Origin of the sequence: Pseudomonas laurentiana, assembly GCF_014648275.1 — a bacterium.
In the GTDB taxonomy this organism is placed as follows: domain Bacteria; phylum Pseudomonadota; class Gammaproteobacteria; order Pseudomonadales; family Pseudomonadaceae; genus Aquipseudomonas; species Aquipseudomonas laurentiana.
Window position 1 is genome coordinate 13,971 of record NZ_BMQU01000011.1, and the last position, 16,150, is coordinate 30,120.

The window sequence follows — 16,150 nt, forward strand, 5'->3', positions numbered from 1 at the left end:
CCCGATGTACAAGCTCGCCTTCTTCGTACCGCCTAGCCATCTTGAGGCGGTCAAGGCCGCCGTATTCGCCGCCGGTGGCGGTCGAATCGGTGACTATGATTGCTGCGCCTGGCAGGTGCTTGGTCAGGGCCAGTTTCGTCCACTGGATGGCAGTCAGCCGTTCATTGGGCAGACGGGTGTGGTTGAGCAGGTTGAAGAGTGGCGGGTAGAGTTGGTGGTGGCCGATACGTTGATTGAATCGGTCGTCACCGCTCTGAAGCAGAGTCATCCGTATGAAACCCCGGCCTATGAAGTCTGGCAGCTCGCCAACTTTTAAGGGGGGGTAATGAAAAACGCCGCGATCGGTATCGATCGCGGCGTTTTTTTATGGGTCCAGTTTGCTGCCCTGGTGCCTCAGGGGCGGATCTCGATCAGGGTGCCATCTTTCACCAGGCTCCAGACTTCGCGCATGTCAGCGTTCTTCATGGCGATACAGCCTTCGGTCCAGTCCAGGGTATGGAAGTACCACTCGGGGTACTCTTCATTGAGCGGCGTACCGTGGATCATGATCATGCCGCCAGGCTCGACACCTTCGCGGCGCGCACGAGCAGCATCGCTGACGTTTGGGTAGGAAACATGCATGGCCAGGTTGTAGCGATCGCTGACCTTGCGCCAGTCAAGCCAGTACAGGCCTTCCGGGGTGCGTTTATCGCCTTCGCGCTGTTTTGGGCCATTGGGCTGTTTGCCCAGGGAGATGCGGTAGCTCTTGAACGGCTCGCCGGCACTGATCAGTTGCAGCTGACGAGCAGACTTGATGACCAGCACTTTCTCGACCGAGCGTTGCTGGGGGACCGACTTGGTCACAATGGTTTCGGTGAAGGCCGCCTGGGATACCGAGGCCACTGTGAGGCAGAAGAGGGCAAGCAACCAACGCATGAAACATTATCCCTGATAAGTAGCCAGATCTAGGTCGTGAATGACAGGCCGAACAGGGGTGGCAGGCATTCGTTACCGACCGGGAAGCGCTGTTCGACGAGGTCGCGATAATAGCATTCTAGGGTACGGCTGATAGTGCGGAAAGCCAGCTCATCCCAAGGTATTTCGCTTTTTTCGAACAACCGTACCTCCAGGCTTTCCTCGCCAATGGCGAAATCCAGGTCGGCCAGTTCGGCGCGGAAGAACACATGCACTTGATTGATGTGCGGCAGGTCGAACAGTTGGTACAGGCTCATCGGGCCAAGCCGCGCACAGGCTTCTTCGACGGTTTCACGGCGCGCGGCCTGTTCGAGGGTTTCGCCGTTCTCCATGAAGCCTGCCGGCAGGGTCCAGTACCCGCGTCGTGGTTCGATGGCGCGGCGGCACAGTAATACCTGGCTGCCCCAGATGGGCAGAACGCCGGCGACGATGTTCGGATTCTGGTAGTGCACGGTCTGGCAATGCTCGCACACATAACGCAGGCGACTGTCGCCCGCAGGTATGCGCTGAGTGACCGGTTTGCCGCAGGCGCTGCAGAAATTCATGATCGGATTATCCTGATGGTTAGGGCTATCTTCGCGCCAGCGTCGCTAGGCCTGCAAGCGGGTTTGCCGCAGGGGGTTGGGCAGGGCGGTGCAATTGGTGCATGATGCAGGGGAGTCCTTGAATTGAGAGAGACCATGCTGGACGAGTTACTTCGCCGAGTGAGTAGTCATACACCAAGTACCCTGGAGACGGATCGACGTTTTCCCGAGGCCGCCGTGTTATTGCCCATCACGCGCAGCGACGAGCCTGAGCTGGTCCTCACCCTGCGTGCCAAGGGGCTGTCCACCCACGGTGGTGAAGTGGCCTTCCCGGGGGGGCGCCGTGACCCGGAAGACCCTGACCTGATCTTTACCGCCTTGCGCGAGGCCGAGGAGGAGATTGGTCTGCCACCGGGTTTGGTGGAGGTCATTGGCCCGTTAAGCCCGCTGATTTCTCTGCACGGCTTGCGCGTCACACCCTTTGTCGGGGTGATTCCCGACTATGTCGAGTACCGCGCCAACGATGCGGAGATCGCAGCGGTGTTCACCGTGCCACTGGCGTTCTTTCGCCAAGACCCGCGCGACCATACCCACCGTATCGACTATCAGGGCCGCAGTTGGTATGTGCCCAGTTACCGATTCGGCGAATACAAGATCTGGGGATTGTCGGCGATCATGATCGTCGAGCTGGTCAATCTGGTTTACGATGCCGGCATCAGTCTGCACAAACCACCAGAGCGTTTCATTCCAATCTGAGCGGGCTCACCCGCCATGATCCAATCGTGAGGAACCACGCATGAAATACCGTCTGGGCGACCTGCGGGTCGAAGCTCATCCGCAGAGCTGGGCTGCGCCCACCGCCACGCTGATTGGCAAAGTGCGCCTGCAGGCGGGCGCCAGTGTCTGGTTTGGTGCGGTACTGCGTGGTGACAACGAGCTGATCGACATTGGCGAGAACAGCAACGTTCAGGACGGTACGGTGATGCATACCGACATGGGGTCGCCGCTGACCATCGGCAAGGGCGTGACGATTGGCCACAATGCCATGCTTCATGGCTGTACGGTGGGTGACTACAGCCTGATCGGCATCAACGCGGTCATCCTCAATGGCGTGCGTATCGGCAAGCACTGCATCATCGGCGCCAATGCGCTGATTCCCGAAGGCAAGGAGATCCCTGATGGTTCCTTGGTCATGGGTTCGCCGGGCAAGATCGTGCGCGAGTTGACCGAGGCGCAGATGAAAATGCTCGAAGCCAATGCGGCTCACTACGTTCACAATGCGCAGCGTTATGCCCGCGATCTGGCTGAGCAGGAGGCATGATGGTCAGCCCGGAGCGCCCGGTGGCGTCACCTTGTGTCAGCGTGTGCGCACTGGACGAGCAGGATATCTGTACCGGTTGTCAGCGCACGGCCAGTGAAATCACCCACTGGGGGCGTATGGACAACAGTGAGCGACGCAAGGTGCTGGTGTTGTGCCATGAGCGAGCGCTGGCTGCGGGGTTGATACTGCCGACGGCCCAGCCATCGGCTTGAGCCTTACCGGGGCGGTCAAGTATTCTGTGCGGCTTGCCCTTCGGTTGCCCCTATGTTCTTTCTGATTGCTTACATCAGCAGTGTCGTGCTGATCAATTACGCTTTTTCCAGCGCTCCGCACCTGGACATCATCTGGTCCGCCTGGGGCGGGCTGGTGTTCATCCTGCGCGATATGGTGCAAACACGCTTCGGGCATGGTGCACTGATCGCCATGCTGGCGGCGCTGGTGCTGTCCTATCTCACTTCCGAGCCAGCCATTGCCCTGGCCAGCGCCACGGCTTTTGCGATCTCCGAGTGCATTGACTGGCTGGTCTTCAGTGTCACCAAGCGGCCTTTGCATGACCGCCTGTGGCTGAGTTCGGCACTGAGCATTCCACTGGATACCTTTATTTTCTTCGGCATGATCGGCGCCTTGACGCCAGCCGTCGTGGGGACCGCATTGGGCTCCAAATTTGCCGGTGTCACGGTGGTCTGGCTGGCCATGGCCTGGCGCGCTCGGAAAAACGCCTACGCCAGCTGAGGCTTAGATGCCTGGTTCATGTAAAATGTGCCCCCTATTACCGGGTTGCACCGAGCGCGGGGCGGCCCTGGACTCCTTCCTTTTGAGGACCTGAGATGACCCGTATCGGAACCCCATTGTCGCCGACCGCGACCCGCGTACTGCTGTGTGGCTGCGGCGAGTTGGGCAAGGAAGTGGTAATCGAGCTGCAGCGCCTGGGTGTTGAAGTGATTGCCGTGGACCGTTACGCCGATGCACCGGCCATGCAAGTGGCGCACCGCAGCCATGTGATCAACATGCTTGATGGTGTCGCCCTGCGTGCTGTGATCGAGGCCGAGAAGCCGCACTACATCGTTCCGGAAATTGAAGCCATTGCCACCGCGACCCTGGTCGAGCTGGAAGCTGAAGGCTTTACCGTAGTGCCGACCGCTCGTGCAGCGCAACTGACCATGAACCGCGAAGGTATCCGTCGTCTGGCCGCCGAAGAGCTGGATCTGCCGACCTCGCCGTATCATTTTGCCGACACCTTCGAGGACTACCGCAAAGCCGTTGAAGACCTGGGCTTCCCGTGTGTGGTCAAGCCGGTGATGAGCTCCTCGGGCAAGGGGCAAAGCCTGCTCAAGAGTGTCGATGACCTGCAGAAGGCCTGGGACTACGCTCAAGAGGGCGGTCGAGCCGGCAAGGGGCGAGTGATCATCGAGGGTTTCATTGACTTCGACTACGAGATCACCTTGCTGACCGTGCGACACATTGGTGGCACGACGTTCTGCGCACCTGTCGGTCATCGCCAAGAGAAGGGTGACTATCAGGAGTCCTGGCAGCCGCAGGCCATGAGCCCGGTTGCTCTGGCTGAGTCCGAGCGTGTAGCCAAGGCCGTCACTGAGGCCCTGGGCGGTCGTGGCCTGTTCGGTGTCGAACTGTTCGTCAAAGGCGATCAAGTGTGGTTCAGCGAAGTATCGCCGCGCCCGCATGATACTGGCCTGGTGACCCTGATCTCCCAGGATCTGTCGCAGTTCGCCCTGCATGCCCGCGCCATTCTTGGCCTGCCAATCCCGTTGATTCGTCAGTTTGGCCCGTCGGCGTCGGCGGTCATTCTGGTTGAGGGTCAGTCGCAGCAGACCGCATTTGCCAACCTGGGCGCCGCGCTGAGCGAGCCGGATACCGCACTGCGTCTGTTTGGCAAGCCGGAAGTGAATGGTCAGCGCCGTATGGGCGTGTGCCTGGCGCGTGACGAGTCGATTGAGGCTGCCCGAGCCAAGGCGACCCGTGCTTCGCAAGCGGTCAAGGTTGAGTTGTAAGGTTTAAGCGCCATCGGTAGCAAGCCTGGTTCCTGCTGGAGTCCGGCTTGCCGCCGATGAGCTGGCGTGCAGCGCTTGCTCCATAGACCGGCGAATGTGCGCAAGGCAAGGCGAGTGTTCGCAGGCGCTGGGGTTTGAGCCGCTGTCGGTAAAGCGCGCATCGAGTATGGCTAGCGGGTTACCGTCCAGATCAGCACGCGACTGGCGCAATTGTCCTCGGTTTCGAGGATTTCCATGCGATATCGGCCTATTTTCAGGCATACAGCGCTTTCAGGGATGCTTTCCAGGGCCTCGGTGACCAGCCCGTTGAGCGTTTTGGGCCCATCGCTGGGCAGGTGCCAGCCGAGGCAACGGTTCAGTTCGCGCAGTGAGGCTGTGCCTTCGATGACAAAGCGACCGTCGGCCTGTGGATGGATATGCGGGTTGTCCAGGCTGTGCTCATCCTCGAACTCGCCGACGATCTCTTCGAGGATGTCCTCCAGGGTGACGATGCCCAACACTTCACCGTATTCGTCGACCACCACACCGAGGCGCCGCTGCTGCTTGTGGAAGTTCAGCAGTTGAAGCTGCAGGGGCGTGCTTTCGGGGACGAAGTATGGTTCGTAGCAGGTCGCCAGCAGGATGTCCTTGGTCAGTTCACCCTTGGGCAGCAAGTGGCTGATCTGGCGGGTGTTGAGTACCGCTTCAACCTGGTTGATATCGCTGTGGAATACCGGCAGGCGGGTATGACGGCTGATGATCAACTGCTCGATGATTGTTTCGATCGAATCATCCAGATTGATGCCGTCCACTTCGTTGCGCGGCACCAGTATGTCGTTGACCGTCACCTTCTCCAGGGTCTGCAGGCTATGGAGCAGCGGGGCCTTGTGATGGCTGTGTTCCTCTGCGGTGTCCTGTTCCGCATGCGCACCGGGCTCGCTGTTGTCGTGCAGGCTGACTGTGTTGGCTCTGGCGGCAAAGGGGCGTAGCAGCAGCCGGGCAATGCCATCGAGCAGGCTGGCCAGTGGTTGAATGACCAGCAGTGGGTACTTGAGCAGGCTGTTGCCGAGACCGACGATGGCTTCCGGATAGCGTTGCGCCAGTCGACGGGGCATGTACTCGGCAAATATCAGTAGTATCAGGGCTGCAGCGCTTGCGCCAATCCAAAGGCCGGCTTCACCCAGGCAATGCAGGCCAATCTGGATGGCCAGGGCGAGTACCAGCAACTTGCCGAGACTGGCGCAGAGGATCAAGGCGGAAGGAGGGAGTTCCAGTGTGATCCGCTCCCCCTGTTGGCCGTTACGCCGCTGCAACAGGTGTTGCCGCGCCGCGTCCACTGCGGCGAACAGTGCCGACCATATCAGCGCCAGCGCCAGTGCGCCGAGCAGTGGGGCTAATGGCAGGTTGTCCATACGTGGCGGCCTGTCAGATGTGCAGGATGAATTCGCGTACCAGTTTGCTGCCGAAGTAGGCCAGCATCAGTAGGCAGAAACCGGCCAGTGTCCAGCGGATTGCCTTGTGTCCGCGCCAGCCGAGGCGGTTACGGCCCCAGAGCAGCACACTGAACACGATCCACGCCAGGCAGGCCAGTAGCGTTTTATGCACCAGGTGCTGGGCAAAGAGGTTTTCGACGAACAGCCAGCCGGAGATCAGCGAGAGCGACAATAGTCCCCAGCCCGCCCATAGAAAGCCGAACAGCAGGCTTTCCATGGTCTGCAGCGGTGGGAAGTTCTTGATCAGGCCTGAAGGGTGCTTGTGCTTGAGTTGGTGGTCCTGCAGTAGCAACAGCAGCGCCTGGAATACAGCGATGGTGAACATGCCGTAGGCCAGGATCGACAGCAGGATATGTGCAAGGATGCCGGGTTCTTCATTGATCAGCGGCGGCGTGCCAGCGGGGGCGAACTGCGCACTCAGGGCGGTGATCAGCCCCAGTGGAAACAGCAGTACCAGCAGGTTTTCCACCGGGATGCGCAGGCAGGCGACCAGCGTCAAGGTGATCACTGCCGTAGCGATCAGGCTGGCGGCGCTGAAAAAATCCAGGCTCAGGCCCAGTGGGGTCAGCAGTTGGCAGTACAGTGCGGTGCCTTGAGCGGCAACGGCAAATGAGCCAAGCAGGCTGAGCAGGCGCTTGTTGGCCCTGGTGCCCTGTGCGAGGCGTGTACCGTGATAGAGAGTCGCGGCGGCGTAGAGGCAGGCGGCGATCAAGTTGGGTAGCAGACTGGGTGACAAGGGGAGCATAAATCCTGTTAGGCAAGCCCGAAAGAGACTGAGTTTGGCATAGAACGCGTGCACCAAGGAAGACTGCAAGCCGACGGCCAGGTGTGCTTAGTGCTCAGTCTTCGTTATAATCGTCGGCCTGCCTTCGCCCAAGGCTGGCCGAGCGCGCCAGAGGCAGCTGATAAACCTCGGTTCAACAGAGCCTGAAAGGATCCCCATGTTTGAAAACTTGACCGACCGTCTGTCACAGACGCTGCGCCATGTCACCGGCAAAGCCAAGCTGACCGAAGACAACATCAAAGACACCCTGCGTGAAGTGCGCATGGCGTTGCTCGAGGCCGACGTCGCCCTGCCGGTGGTCAAGGATTTCGTCAATAAGGTCAAGGAACGTGCCGTCGGCACCGAGGTGTCGCGCAGCCTGACGCCAGGCCAGGCGTTCGTGAAGATCGTCCAGGCCGAGCTTGAAGGCCTGATGGGGGCTGCCAACGAAGACCTGGCGCTCAACGCCGCTCCGCCCGCGGTAGTATTGATGGCCGGCTTGCAAGGTGCGGGTAAGACCACCACCGCCGGCAAGCTGGCGCGCTTCCTTAAAGAGCGCAAGAAAAAGACCGTGATGGTGGTGTCTGCCGACGTCTACCGTCCTGCGGCAATCAAACAGCTGGAAACCCTGGCCAACGATATTGGCGTGACCTTCTTTCCGTCGGATATCAGCCAGAAGCCAGTGGCCATTGCTGAAGCTGCAATCCGCGAAGCCAAGCTGAAATTCATCGATGTAGTGATCGTCGATACCGCCGGTCGCCTGCACGTCGACGCCGAGATGATGGCTGAGATCAAGCAGCTGCATGCTGCGGTCAAGCCGATCGAGACCCTGTTCGTGGTCGACGCCATGACCGGCCAGGATGCGGCGAATACAGCCAAGGCCTTCGGCGATGCGCTGCCACTGACCGGTGTGGTACTGACCAAGGTCGATGGCGACGCCCGTGGTGGTGCTGCACTGTCGGTGCGTGCGATTACCGGCAAGCCGATCAAGTTCATCGGTATGGGCGAGAAGACCGAAGCCCTGGAGCCGTTCCACCCAGACCGTATTGCTTCGCGAATCCTTGGCATGGGTGACGTGCTTAGCCTGATTGAACAGGCCGAGCAGACCCTCGACAAGGAAAAGGCCGACAAGCTGGCCAAGAAGCTGAAGAAGGGCAAGGGCTTCGATCTCGAAGACTTCCGTGACCAGCTGCAACAAATGAAGAACATGGGCGGCCTCGGCGGTCTGATGGACAAGCTGCCAAGCATCGGCGGAGTCAACCTGGCGCAGATGGGTAGCGCCCAGGGCGCTGCCGAGAAGCAGTTCAAGCAGATGGAAGCGATCATCAACTCGATGACCCCGGCCGAGCGTCGTGATCCCGAGATGATCAGTGGTTCGCGCAAGCGCCGCATCGCCATCGGTTCCGGTACCCAGGTGCAGGACATCGGTCGCTTGATCAAGCAGCACAAGCAAATGCAGAAAATGATGAAGAAATTCTCCGCCAAGGGCGGTATGGCAAAAATGATGCGCGGCCTGGGTGGCATGATGCCAGGCGGCGGCATGCCGAAGCTGTAACCTCAAATTCAAGGCGTTGGCCGGGCCTTCGGGGTTTGTGCCAGCGCACTGGGTTCCGCCATTGGCGGATAAAACGCCGCTGTCAGCAGCGGCACAACTGGCAAATCTGCAAGGCGCCTTCAGGGTCGCCGGAAAAAGGCATTTGCAAAAGTCCGTATATTCCTTGAGAATATGCGGCCTTTCGGGCACCCGTGCCCGCTGTGCATTACAGATTTGCAGCACCGACTACAGGAATGATGTTCACATGGTAACCATCCGTCTTGCCCGTGGCGGCTCCAAAAAGCGCCCGTTCTACCACCTCACCGTGACCAACAGCCGCAATGCGCGCGACGGTCGTTTCGTTGAGCGTATTGGCTTCTTCAACCCGGTTGCTGCCGGTGGTGAAGTTCGTCTGTCCGTGAACCAAGAGCGCGCCACCTACTGGCTGAGCCAAGGTGCACAGCCGTCTGAGCGTGTTGCTCAGCTGCTGAAGGACGCTGCCAAGGCTGCTGCCTGAGCAGTATGAACGCGACGCCAGAAAGTGCTGATGACCTGATCGTTGTTGGCAAGATTTTTTCGGTTCACGGCGTTCGCGGCGAGGTGAAGGTTTATTCCTTTACCGATCCGATTGAAAACCTGTTGTCGTACCGTAACTGGACGCTTCGTCGTGATGGTTCGGTAAAACAGGTAGAGCTGGTCAGTGGCCGTTCCACTCAAAAGGATCTGGTCGCCAAGCTCAAAGGGCTCGATGATCGTGATGAAGCGCGTCTTCTGAGCGGTTATGAGATTTGCATCTCGCGTAGCCTTTTGCCCAACCTGACCAACGGCGAGTACTACTGGTACCAGCTGGTGGGTCTGAAAGTCATCGACCAACTCGGGCAACTGTTCGGGAAGATCGATCACCTGTTGGAGACCGGCGCGAACGATGTAATGGTGGTCAAGCCCTGTGCTGGCAGCCTGGATGATCGCGAGCGGTTGTTGCCCTATACGGAGCAATGCGTGCTGGCAATCGACCTGGGTGCAGGTGAAATGAGGGTGGATTGGGACGCGGATTTCTAAGCAATGGCGAGCCTGCGCGTAGAAGTCATCACGTTGTTCCCCGAGATGTTCTCGGCCATCAGTGAGTACGGCATTACCAGCCGCGCGGTGAAACAGGGGTTGTTGCAACTGACCTGCTGGAACCCGCGGGACTACACCACAGATCGTCACCATACGGTGGATGATCGGCCGTTTGGCGGTGGTCCGGGCATGGTAATGAAGATCAAGCCTCTGGAAGATGCCTTGGTGAATGCCAGGCAAGCAACTGGAGGGGCGGCGAAGGTCATTTACCTGTCGCCACAAGGCCGCAGGCTGACTCAGTCGGCGGTTAAAGACCTGGCCACGTCTGAGTCGTTGATTCTGATTGCCGGTCGTTATGAAGGCATTGACGAGCGTTTTATTGAAGCTCATGTCGATGAAGAGTGGTCGATTGGTGACTATGTCCTGTCCGGTGGCGAGCTGCCGGCGATGGTACTGATCGATGCGGTTACGCGGCTGCTGCCCGGAGCTTTAGGGCATGCGGACTCGGCGGAGGAAGATTCCTTCACTGATGGTCTGCTTGATTGCCCGCATTACACCCGTCCGGAGGTGTATGCGGATCAGCGTGTTCCCGACGTGTTGCTAAGTGGCAACCATGCACACATCCGGCGATGGCGTTTACAGCAGTCCCTTGGGCGGACCTATGAACGACGCGCCGATCTTCTGGAAAGTCGCTCACTTTCTGGAGAAGAGAAGAAGCTGCTCGAGGAGTATCTCCGCGGGCGGGACGATAGTTAACGTATCGATGGTAGATCCGACGATTTACCTTAGGAGCACAGCATGACCAACAAAATCATTCAGCAGATCGAAGCTGAGCAGATGACCAAAGAGATCCCGACCTTTGCCCCGGGCGACACCATCGTGGTTCAGGTGAAAGTGAAGGAAGGTGATCGCGCTCGTCTGCAGGCTTTCGAAGGCGTTGTTATCGCCAAGCGTAACCGTGGTCTGAACAGTGCTTTCACTGTTCGCAAGATCTCCAACGGTGTTGGCGTTGAGCGTACTTTCCAGACCTACAGCCCGCAAATCGACAGCCTGGCCGTGAAACGTCGTGGTGACGTGCGTAAAGCCAAGCTGTACTACCTGCGCGACCTGTCCGGTAAAGCCGCTCGCATCAAGGAAAAACTGGCTTAAGTCCAGTTTGACCGGCGGCTGCGGCCGCCATGCGAAAAAAGCAGCCTTCGGGCTGCTTTTTTGTTGCCCGAAATTTGTCCAAGATGTGATGTTAATGAGTAGCAGAGAGCAAGAAATCGAGCGTCGTACCGAGTTGTCGGTGACCCGTGTAACCAAGGCAGTATTTCCGTCGACCACCAACCACCACAACACCTTGTTTGGTGGCACCGCGCTGGCCTGGATGGATGAAGTGTCATTTATCGCAGCTACGCGCTTTTGTCGGTTGCCACTGGTTACCGTCTCCACTGACCGTATCGACTTCAAGCACCCGATCGCGGCGGGTTCGATTGTTGAGTTGGTAGGGCGTGTGGTCAAGGTTGGTAACACCAGCCTCAAGGTTGAGGTTGAGGTGTTTGTCGAGAGCATGACGTGTGACGGCCGAGATAAAGCCATTCACGGTTTGTTCAGTTTTGTCGCAATAGACGAGGAAAAGCGCCCGGTTCCCGTGCTACCTGGGTTCTAGTCGAAACCCGGACGATAGCTTTCCAGGTATGCTCGTGCGGCGTTTGTGCATTCGGGTTCCCTATGCCGACGGTGTTGTGGAAGACTAGGGGCATTACGCCGTTTCGTTTGCCTGTCATCGAGTCCACATGCCCGCCCTAGAACACCCGCTGATTGACCAGTTCCTCGATGCCCTGTGGTTGGAAAAGGGCTTGGCCGACAATACCCGTGAGTCTTATCGAAGCGACCTGGCTTTGTTTAACTGCTGGCTTCAAGAAAAAGGCATTGCGTTGCCTGACGCCGGCCGAGAGTTGATTCTCGATCATCTGGCCTGGCGCCTCGATCAGGCTTACAAGCCGCGTTCGACGGCGCGTTTTCTATCGGGCTTGCGTGGCTTCTATCGTTACCTGTTGCGGGAGAAGCTGATTGCCACCGACCCGACGTTGCTGGTGGAGATGCCGCAATTGGGCAGGCCGCTGCCCAAGTCGCTATCGGAGGCTGATGTCGAGGCCCTGTTAAAGGCCCCCGACCTCAGCCAGCCTATCGGTCAGCGTGACCGTGCCATGCTCGAAGTACTCTATGCCTGCGGGTTGCGGGTGACCGAGCTGGTCAGCCTGACGCTTGATCAGGTCAACCTGCGCCAAGGTGTATTGCGGGTGATGGGCAAGGGCAGCAAGGAGCGCCTGGTGCCCATGGGGGAGGAGGCCGTGGTGTGGGTCGAGCGGTTTTTGCGTAACGGCCGCAATGAGTTGCTTGGGGAGCGCCCGAGCGATGTGCTGTTTCCGAGCCAGCGCGGTGAACAGATGACTCGGCAGACGTTCTGGCATCGGATCAAGCACCAGGCGCTGGTTGCCGGGATCGACAAGGCGTTGTCACCGCATACCTTGCGTCATGCATTTGCCACGCATCTGCTCAATCACGGTGCCGACCTGCGCGTGGTGCAGATGCTGCTGGGGCATAGTGACCTGTCGACCACGCAAATCTATACCCACGTGGCCAGGGCTCGCCTGCAGGAACTGCATGCACAGCATCACCCCCGGGGTTGACGGCATATGTCGTACACAGTCGGAGTGGCGCGGCTTCTGTGGTAGGCTTGGACGGTTTAGCTTTTCAGGCGATGGACCCCGCGTGTTTCCGGCACGGCCTGGCCGTCCACAGCCCTTGTCCGCCTTCAGGAGTTCCCATGCGCGTGACCCAGATTTTTGCCGCCGCCGCACTGGCGTTGGTCAGTACCTTTGCCGCGGCTGCCGATGATGCCGAGCAGACCATTCGCAAGACCCTGCAGTCGCTTCAGCTGGATGTGCCAGTGGAGAGCGTTGCGGCCAGCCCGCTCAATGGCCTGTATGAGGTCAAACTCAAGGGCGGGCGCGTGCTCTATGCCAGTGCCGATGGCCAGTTTGTCATGCAGGGCTACCTGTTTCAGATCCAGGATGGCAAGCCAGTCAACCTGACCGAAAAAGCCGAGCGCCAGGCAATCGCCAAGACCATCAACGGCATTCCAGCCGGAGAAATGGTGGTTTATCCTGCGGTTGGCCAAGCCAAGTCGCACATTACCGTTTTTACCGACACCACCTGCCCCTACTGCCACAAGCTGCACGCTGAAGTGCCTGAGTTGAACAAGCGGGGCATTGAAGTGCGTTATGTCGCCTTCCCGCGTCAGGGCCTCGGCTCACCAGGTGACGAGCAGTTGCAGGCGGTCTGGTGTTCCAGCGACCGCAAGGGCGCATTGGACAAGATGATCGACGGCAAGGAAATCAAGGCGGCCAAGTGTGCCAACCCAGTCAGTAAGCAGTTCCAGCTGGGTCAGTCGATTGGCGTCAACGGTACACCAGCCATTGTGCTGGAGAACGGTCAGGTGATTCCAGGTTACCAACCTGCTGCGCAGGTGGCCAAGCTGGCGCTGGCCGACAAGTAATTCAATCGCGAGCCGCGACCTGAGGTCGTGGCTGTTTTCACGACCGGTCTCATGCCGGTCGTTTAATGGGGAGTTCACAGTGAAACCGGTCAAAGTAGGCATCTGTGGGTTGGGGACCGTCGGTGGCGGTACCTTCAATGTACTTCAGCGTAACGCCGAGGAGATTGCCCGCCGCGCCGGGCGTGGAATCGAAGTGGCACAAATTGCCATGCGTTCGCAAAACCCGAATTGCCAGATTACCGGTACCCCCATTACCGCTGACGTGTTCGAGGTCGCGAGCAACCCTGAGATTGATATCGTCATCGAGTTGATCGGTGGTTACACCATCGCCCGCGACCTGGTGCTCAAAGCCATCGAGAATGGCAAGCACGTGGTCACTGCGAACAAGGCGCTGATCGCTGTGCATGGCAACGAAATTTTCGCCAAGGCCCGCGAGAAGGGCGTTATCGTCGCCTTCGAAGCGGCGGTTGCAGGCGGCATTCCGGTGATCAAGGCCATTCGTGAAGGTCTCTCTGCCAACCGCATCAACTGGGTCGCCGGGATCATCAACGGCACCGGTAACTTCATCCTCACCGAAATGCGTGAGAAAGGCCGTGCTTTCCCCGATGTGCTGGCCGAAGCCCAGGCATTGGGCTACGCCGAAGCCGATCCGACCTTCGACGTCGAAGGTATCGATGCCGCGCACAAACTGACCATCCTGGCATCCATTGCCTTTGGTATTCCGCTGCAGTTCGACAAGGCCTATACCGAAGGCATCACCAAGTTGACCACGGCCGACGTCAACTACGCCGAGGCGCTGGGCTATCGCATCAAGCACCTGGGTGTGGCTCGTAGCACCGTCAACGGTATCGAGCTGCGCGTCCATCCGACGCTGATCCCGGCTGACCGCCTGATTGCCAATGTAAATGGCGTGATGAACGCTGTGATGGTCAATGGCGATGCGGCGGGTTCGACCTTGTTCTACGGCGCGGGCGCCGGTATGGAACCGACGGCCTCTTCGGTTGTTGCCGACCTGGTGGACGTGGTTCGTGCCATGACCTCGGACCCGGAAAACCGTGTTCCACACCTGGCGTTCCAGCCTGACTCACTGTCCGCTCACCCGATCCTGCCGATCGAAGCCTGTGAGAGTGCTTACTACCTGCGTATCCAGGCCAAGGATCATCCGGGCGTACTGGCTCAGGTGGCGAGCATCCTCTCGGAGCGTGGTATCAATATCGAATCGATCATGCAGAAGGAAGTCGAGGAGCATGACGGCCTGGTGCCAATGATCCTGCTGACTCACCGAGTGCTCGAACAGCGTATGAACGATGCCATCACCGCACTGGAAGCCCTGCAGGATGTCGTGGGCAATGTGGTGCGTATTCGCGTCGAACAACTGAACTGAGCAGTCTTTGCGTTAGAGGAATAGGTCATGCGTTACATCAGTACCCGCGGCCAGGCACCGGCCCTGAATTTCGAAGACGTGTTGCTGGCAGGTCTCGCCAGCGATGGCGGCCTGTACGTGCCTGAGAACCTGCCACGCTTCACCCAGGAAGAGATCGCTTCCTGGGCTGGTCTGCCGTACCACGAGTTGGCGTTCCGAGTGATGCGTCCGTTCGTCACCGGCAGCATTGCCGATGCCGATTTCAAGAAAATTCTCGAAGAAACCTACGGTGAGTTCGCCCACGCTGCCGTTGCCCCACTGCGTCAGTTGAACAGCAACGAGTGGGTGCTTGAGCTGTTCCACGGCCCGACCCTGGCGTTCAAGGATTTCGCCCTGCAACTGCTGGGTCGCCTGCTGGACCACGTTCTGGTCAAGCGCGGCGAGCGCGTGGTGATTATCGGCGCTACCAGTGGTGACACCGGTTCGGCTGCCATCGAAGGCTGCCGCCGTTGCGACAACGTCGATATCTTCATCCTGCACCCGCACCAGCGAGTTTCCGAAGTTCAGCGCCGCCAGATGACAACCATCTTCGGTGAGAACATCCACAACATCGCGATCGAAGGTAACTTCGATGACTGCCAGGAAATGGTCAAGGCCAGCTTCGCCGACCAGGGCTTCCTCAAGGGTACGCGCCTAGTGGCAGTGAACTCGATCAACTGGGCGCGGATCATGGCCCAGATCGTCTACTACTTCCATGCGGCCCTGCAGTTGGGTGGCCCGGCGCGTTCGGTCGCTTTCTCGGTGCCAACCGGCAACTTCGGTGACATCTTCGCAGGCTACCTGGCGCGTAATATGGGCTTGCCGATCAGCCAGCTGATCGTCGCGACCAACCGCAACGACATCCTGCACCGCTTCATGAGCGGCAACCAGTACGTCAAGGAAACCCTGCACGCGACCCTGTCGCCGTCGATGGACATCATGGTCTCGTCGAACTTCGAGCGCCTGCTGTTCGACCTGCACGGGCGTAACGGTGCGGCTATCGCTGAGCTGATGGACAACTTCAAGCAGGGTGGCGGTTTCAGCGTCGAGCAAGATCGCTGGACCGAAGCTCGCAAGCTGTTCGATTCGTTGGCAGTGGATGACGCGCAAACCTGCGAGACCATTGCAGACGTCTTTGCACAGACCGGTGAAGTACTCGATCCGCACACTGCGATCGGGGTCAAGGCCGCTCGTGAGTGCCGTCGTAGCCTGGACACCCCAATGGTGATTCTGGGTACTGCGCATCCCGTCAAGTTCCCGGAAGCGGTAGAGAAAGCCGGTGTTGGCAAGGCGCTTGAGCTGCCGGCTCACCTGGCCGATCTGTTCAGCCGTGAAGAAAAATGCACGGTATTGGCGAATGACCTCAAGGCTGTACAAGCCTTTGTCAGCCAGCATGGCAATCGCGGCAAGCCGCTGTGATCGGCTGATCTGAAAAAGAAAACCCGTCATTTGACGGGTTTTTTTTCGATTGTGTTTATTGCCGTTCAATGTGGACTTATCCCGGCAGCGTTTCGGATTTGTCCTATGGGATCTGCGAAAGGGGTTTTCTAGAGTGTACCTGCGTGCGT

General features: G+C 59.0%; 20 protein-coding genes. 16 read left to right on the forward strand and 4 right to left on the reverse strand.

Annotated features, from left to right (window positions below; translation table 11 throughout):
• Positions 1-4 precede the first annotated feature (4 nt).
• Complete coding sequence (locus IE038_RS12895; RefSeq protein ID WP_189395736.1) at positions 5-316, forward strand: YqfO family protein; 312 nt, start codon at positions 5-7, stop codon at positions 314-316.
• 77 nt (positions 317-393) lie between these two features.
• Here IE038_RS12895 and IE038_RS12900 read toward each other — a convergent pair whose 3' ends face one another.
• Together IE038_RS12900 and IE038_RS12905 are read right to left on the reverse strand one after the other, a co-directional pair.
• Positions 394-915, reverse strand: a complete 522-nt coding sequence (locus IE038_RS12900) for a L,D-transpeptidase family protein (protein ID WP_163935683.1) — start codon at positions 913-915, stop codon at positions 394-396.
• Positions 916-944: 29 nt separating this feature from the next.
• Complete coding sequence (locus tag IE038_RS12905; protein WP_163935686.1) at positions 945-1,499, reverse strand: NUDIX hydrolase; 555 nt, start codon at positions 1,497-1,499, stop codon at positions 945-947.
• A gap of 135 nt (positions 1,500-1,634) precedes the next feature.
• Between IE038_RS12905 and IE038_RS12910 the strand changes: the two genes are divergently transcribed.
• From IE038_RS12910 to purT, 5 genes are all read left to right on the forward strand, one after another.
• Positions 1,635-2,234, forward strand: a complete 600-nt coding sequence (locus tag IE038_RS12910; protein ID WP_102052823.1) for a CoA pyrophosphatase — start codon at positions 1,635-1,637, stop codon at positions 2,232-2,234.
• A 40-nt stretch (positions 2,235-2,274) separates the two neighbouring features.
• Positions 2,275-2,799, forward strand: a complete 525-nt coding sequence (locus IE038_RS12915; RefSeq protein ID WP_189395737.1) for a gamma carbonic anhydrase family protein — start codon at positions 2,275-2,277, stop codon at positions 2,797-2,799.
• Positions 2,799-3,011 (forward strand): DUF1289 domain-containing protein, encoded by a 213-nt coding sequence (locus IE038_RS12920; RefSeq protein ID WP_163935698.1) that lies wholly within the window; start codon positions 2,799-2,801, stop codon positions 3,009-3,011. The genes IE038_RS12915 and IE038_RS12920 overlap by 1 nt, the downstream gene beginning before the upstream one ends.
• A gap of 52 nt (positions 3,012-3,063) precedes the next feature.
• A complete protein-coding gene (locus IE038_RS12925; protein ID WP_163935689.1) occupies positions 3,064-3,531 on the forward strand; it encodes a VUT family protein in 468 nt (155 codons plus the stop codon).
• Positions 3,532-3,626: 95 nt separating this feature from the next.
• Positions 3,627-4,808 carry a formate-dependent phosphoribosylglycinamide formyltransferase gene (purT, locus tag IE038_RS12930; RefSeq protein ID WP_163935693.1) on the forward strand — a complete coding sequence of 394 codons (1,182 nt, stop codon included), beginning with the start codon at positions 3,627-3,629 and terminating at the stop codon, positions 4,806-4,808.
• 170 nt (positions 4,809-4,978) lie between these two features.
• Here the strand turns inward: purT and IE038_RS12935 are convergent, their stop codons facing one another.
• On the reverse strand, positions 4,979-6,199 hold the full coding sequence (locus IE038_RS12935; RefSeq protein WP_189395738.1) for a transporter associated domain-containing protein: 1,221 nt from the start codon (positions 6,197-6,199) through the stop codon (positions 4,979-4,981).
• 13 nt (positions 6,200-6,212) lie between these two features.
• On the reverse strand, positions 6,213-7,025 hold the full coding sequence (locus tag IE038_RS12940; RefSeq protein WP_163934373.1) for a cytochrome C assembly family protein: 813 nt from the start codon (positions 7,023-7,025) through the stop codon (positions 6,213-6,215).
• Between the two features lie 196 nt (positions 7,026-7,221).
• On the opposite strand from IE038_RS12940, the gene ffh reads away from it, so the two are divergent.
• From ffh to thrC, 10 genes are all read left to right on the forward strand, one after another.
• Positions 7,222-8,598, forward strand: coding sequence for a signal recognition particle protein (gene ffh / locus IE038_RS12945; RefSeq protein ID WP_065759965.1), 1,377 nt, complete (start codon positions 7,222-7,224; stop codon positions 8,596-8,598).
• 244 nt (positions 8,599-8,842) lie between these two features.
• Complete coding sequence (gene rpsP, locus IE038_RS12950) at positions 8,843-9,094, forward strand: 30S ribosomal protein S16 (protein WP_065759964.1); 252 nt, start codon at positions 8,843-8,845, stop codon at positions 9,092-9,094.
• A 5-nt stretch (positions 9,095-9,099) separates the two neighbouring features.
• Positions 9,100-9,636, forward strand: a complete 537-nt coding sequence (gene rimM, locus IE038_RS12955) for a ribosome maturation factor RimM (protein WP_099773676.1) — start codon at positions 9,100-9,102, stop codon at positions 9,634-9,636.
• Positions 9,637-9,639: 3 nt separating this feature from the next.
• Positions 9,640-10,392 carry a tRNA (guanosine(37)-N1)-methyltransferase TrmD gene (gene trmD, locus IE038_RS12960; protein WP_163934356.1) on the forward strand — a complete coding sequence of 251 codons (753 nt, stop codon included), beginning with the start codon at positions 9,640-9,642 and terminating at the stop codon, positions 10,390-10,392.
• 42 nt (positions 10,393-10,434) lie between these two features.
• Positions 10,435-10,785, forward strand: a complete 351-nt coding sequence (gene rplS / locus IE038_RS12965) for a 50S ribosomal protein L19 (RefSeq protein ID WP_065759961.1) — start codon at positions 10,435-10,437, stop codon at positions 10,783-10,785.
• A gap of 94 nt (positions 10,786-10,879) precedes the next feature.
• On the forward strand, positions 10,880-11,287 hold the full coding sequence (locus IE038_RS12970) for an acyl-CoA thioesterase (protein WP_163934354.1): 408 nt from the start codon (positions 10,880-10,882) through the stop codon (positions 11,285-11,287).
• A gap of 127 nt (positions 11,288-11,414) precedes the next feature.
• Positions 11,415-12,311, forward strand: a complete 897-nt coding sequence (gene xerD / locus IE038_RS12975) for a site-specific tyrosine recombinase XerD (protein WP_189395739.1) — start codon at positions 11,415-11,417, stop codon at positions 12,309-12,311.
• Positions 12,312-12,448: 137 nt separating this feature from the next.
• Positions 12,449-13,180 carry a bifunctional protein-disulfide isomerase/oxidoreductase DsbC gene (gene dsbC, locus IE038_RS12980; RefSeq protein ID WP_189395740.1) on the forward strand — a complete coding sequence of 244 codons (732 nt, stop codon included), beginning with the start codon at positions 12,449-12,451 and terminating at the stop codon, positions 13,178-13,180.
• A 79-nt stretch (positions 13,181-13,259) separates the two neighbouring features.
• Positions 13,260-14,564, forward strand: a complete 1,305-nt coding sequence (locus IE038_RS12985) for a homoserine dehydrogenase (RefSeq protein WP_189395741.1) — start codon at positions 13,260-13,262, stop codon at positions 14,562-14,564.
• 27 nt (positions 14,565-14,591) lie between these two features.
• On the forward strand, positions 14,592-16,001 hold the full coding sequence (gene thrC / locus IE038_RS12990; RefSeq protein WP_163934348.1) for a threonine synthase: 1,410 nt from the start codon (positions 14,592-14,594) through the stop codon (positions 15,999-16,001).
• Positions 16,002-16,150: the final 149 nt, after the last annotated feature.

Bases quoted from the DNA above. Each gene is read 5' to 3' on its own strand.
- IE038_RS12895 (WP_189395736.1), top strand. From the start codon at position 5: ATGTACAAGCTCGCCTTCTTCGTACCGCCTAGCCATCTTGAGGCGGTC.
- IE038_RS12900 (WP_163935683.1), bottom strand. From the start codon at position 915: ATGCGTTGGTTGCTTGCCCTCTTCTGCCTCACAGTGGCCTCGGTATCC.
- IE038_RS12905 (WP_163935686.1), bottom strand. From the start codon at position 1,499: ATGAATTTCTGCAGCGCCTGCGGCAAACCGGTCACTCAGCGCATACCT.
- IE038_RS12910 (WP_102052823.1), top strand. From the start codon at position 1,635: ATGCTGGACGAGTTACTTCGCCGAGTGAGTAGTCATACACCAAGTACC.
- IE038_RS12915 (WP_189395737.1), top strand. From the start codon at position 2,275: ATGAAATACCGTCTGGGCGACCTGCGGGTCGAAGCTCATCCGCAGAGC.
- IE038_RS12920 (WP_163935698.1), top strand. From the start codon at position 2,799: ATGGTCAGCCCGGAGCGCCCGGTGGCGTCACCTTGTGTCAGCGTGTGC.
- IE038_RS12925 (WP_163935689.1), top strand. From the start codon at position 3,064: ATGTTCTTTCTGATTGCTTACATCAGCAGTGTCGTGCTGATCAATTAC.
- purT (WP_163935693.1), top strand. From the start codon at position 3,627: ATGACCCGTATCGGAACCCCATTGTCGCCGACCGCGACCCGCGTACTG.
- IE038_RS12935 (WP_189395738.1), bottom strand. From the start codon at position 6,199: ATGGACAACCTGCCATTAGCCCCACTGCTCGGCGCACTGGCGCTGGCG.
- IE038_RS12940 (WP_163934373.1), bottom strand. From the start codon at position 7,025: ATGCTCCCCTTGTCACCCAGTCTGCTACCCAACTTGATCGCCGCCTGC.
- ffh (WP_065759965.1), top strand. From the start codon at position 7,222: ATGTTTGAAAACTTGACCGACCGTCTGTCACAGACGCTGCGCCATGTC.
- rpsP (WP_065759964.1), top strand. From the start codon at position 8,843: ATGGTAACCATCCGTCTTGCCCGTGGCGGCTCCAAAAAGCGCCCGTTC.
- rimM (WP_099773676.1), top strand. From the start codon at position 9,100: ATGAACGCGACGCCAGAAAGTGCTGATGACCTGATCGTTGTTGGCAAG.
- trmD (WP_163934356.1), top strand. From the start codon at position 9,640: ATGGCGAGCCTGCGCGTAGAAGTCATCACGTTGTTCCCCGAGATGTTC.
- rplS (WP_065759961.1), top strand. From the start codon at position 10,435: ATGACCAACAAAATCATTCAGCAGATCGAAGCTGAGCAGATGACCAAA.
- IE038_RS12970 (WP_163934354.1), top strand. From the start codon at position 10,880: ATGAGTAGCAGAGAGCAAGAAATCGAGCGTCGTACCGAGTTGTCGGTG.
- xerD (WP_189395739.1), top strand. From the start codon at position 11,415: ATGCCCGCCCTAGAACACCCGCTGATTGACCAGTTCCTCGATGCCCTG.
- dsbC (WP_189395740.1), top strand. From the start codon at position 12,449: ATGCGCGTGACCCAGATTTTTGCCGCCGCCGCACTGGCGTTGGTCAGT.
- thrC (WP_163934348.1), top strand. From the start codon at position 14,592: ATGCGTTACATCAGTACCCGCGGCCAGGCACCGGCCCTGAATTTCGAA.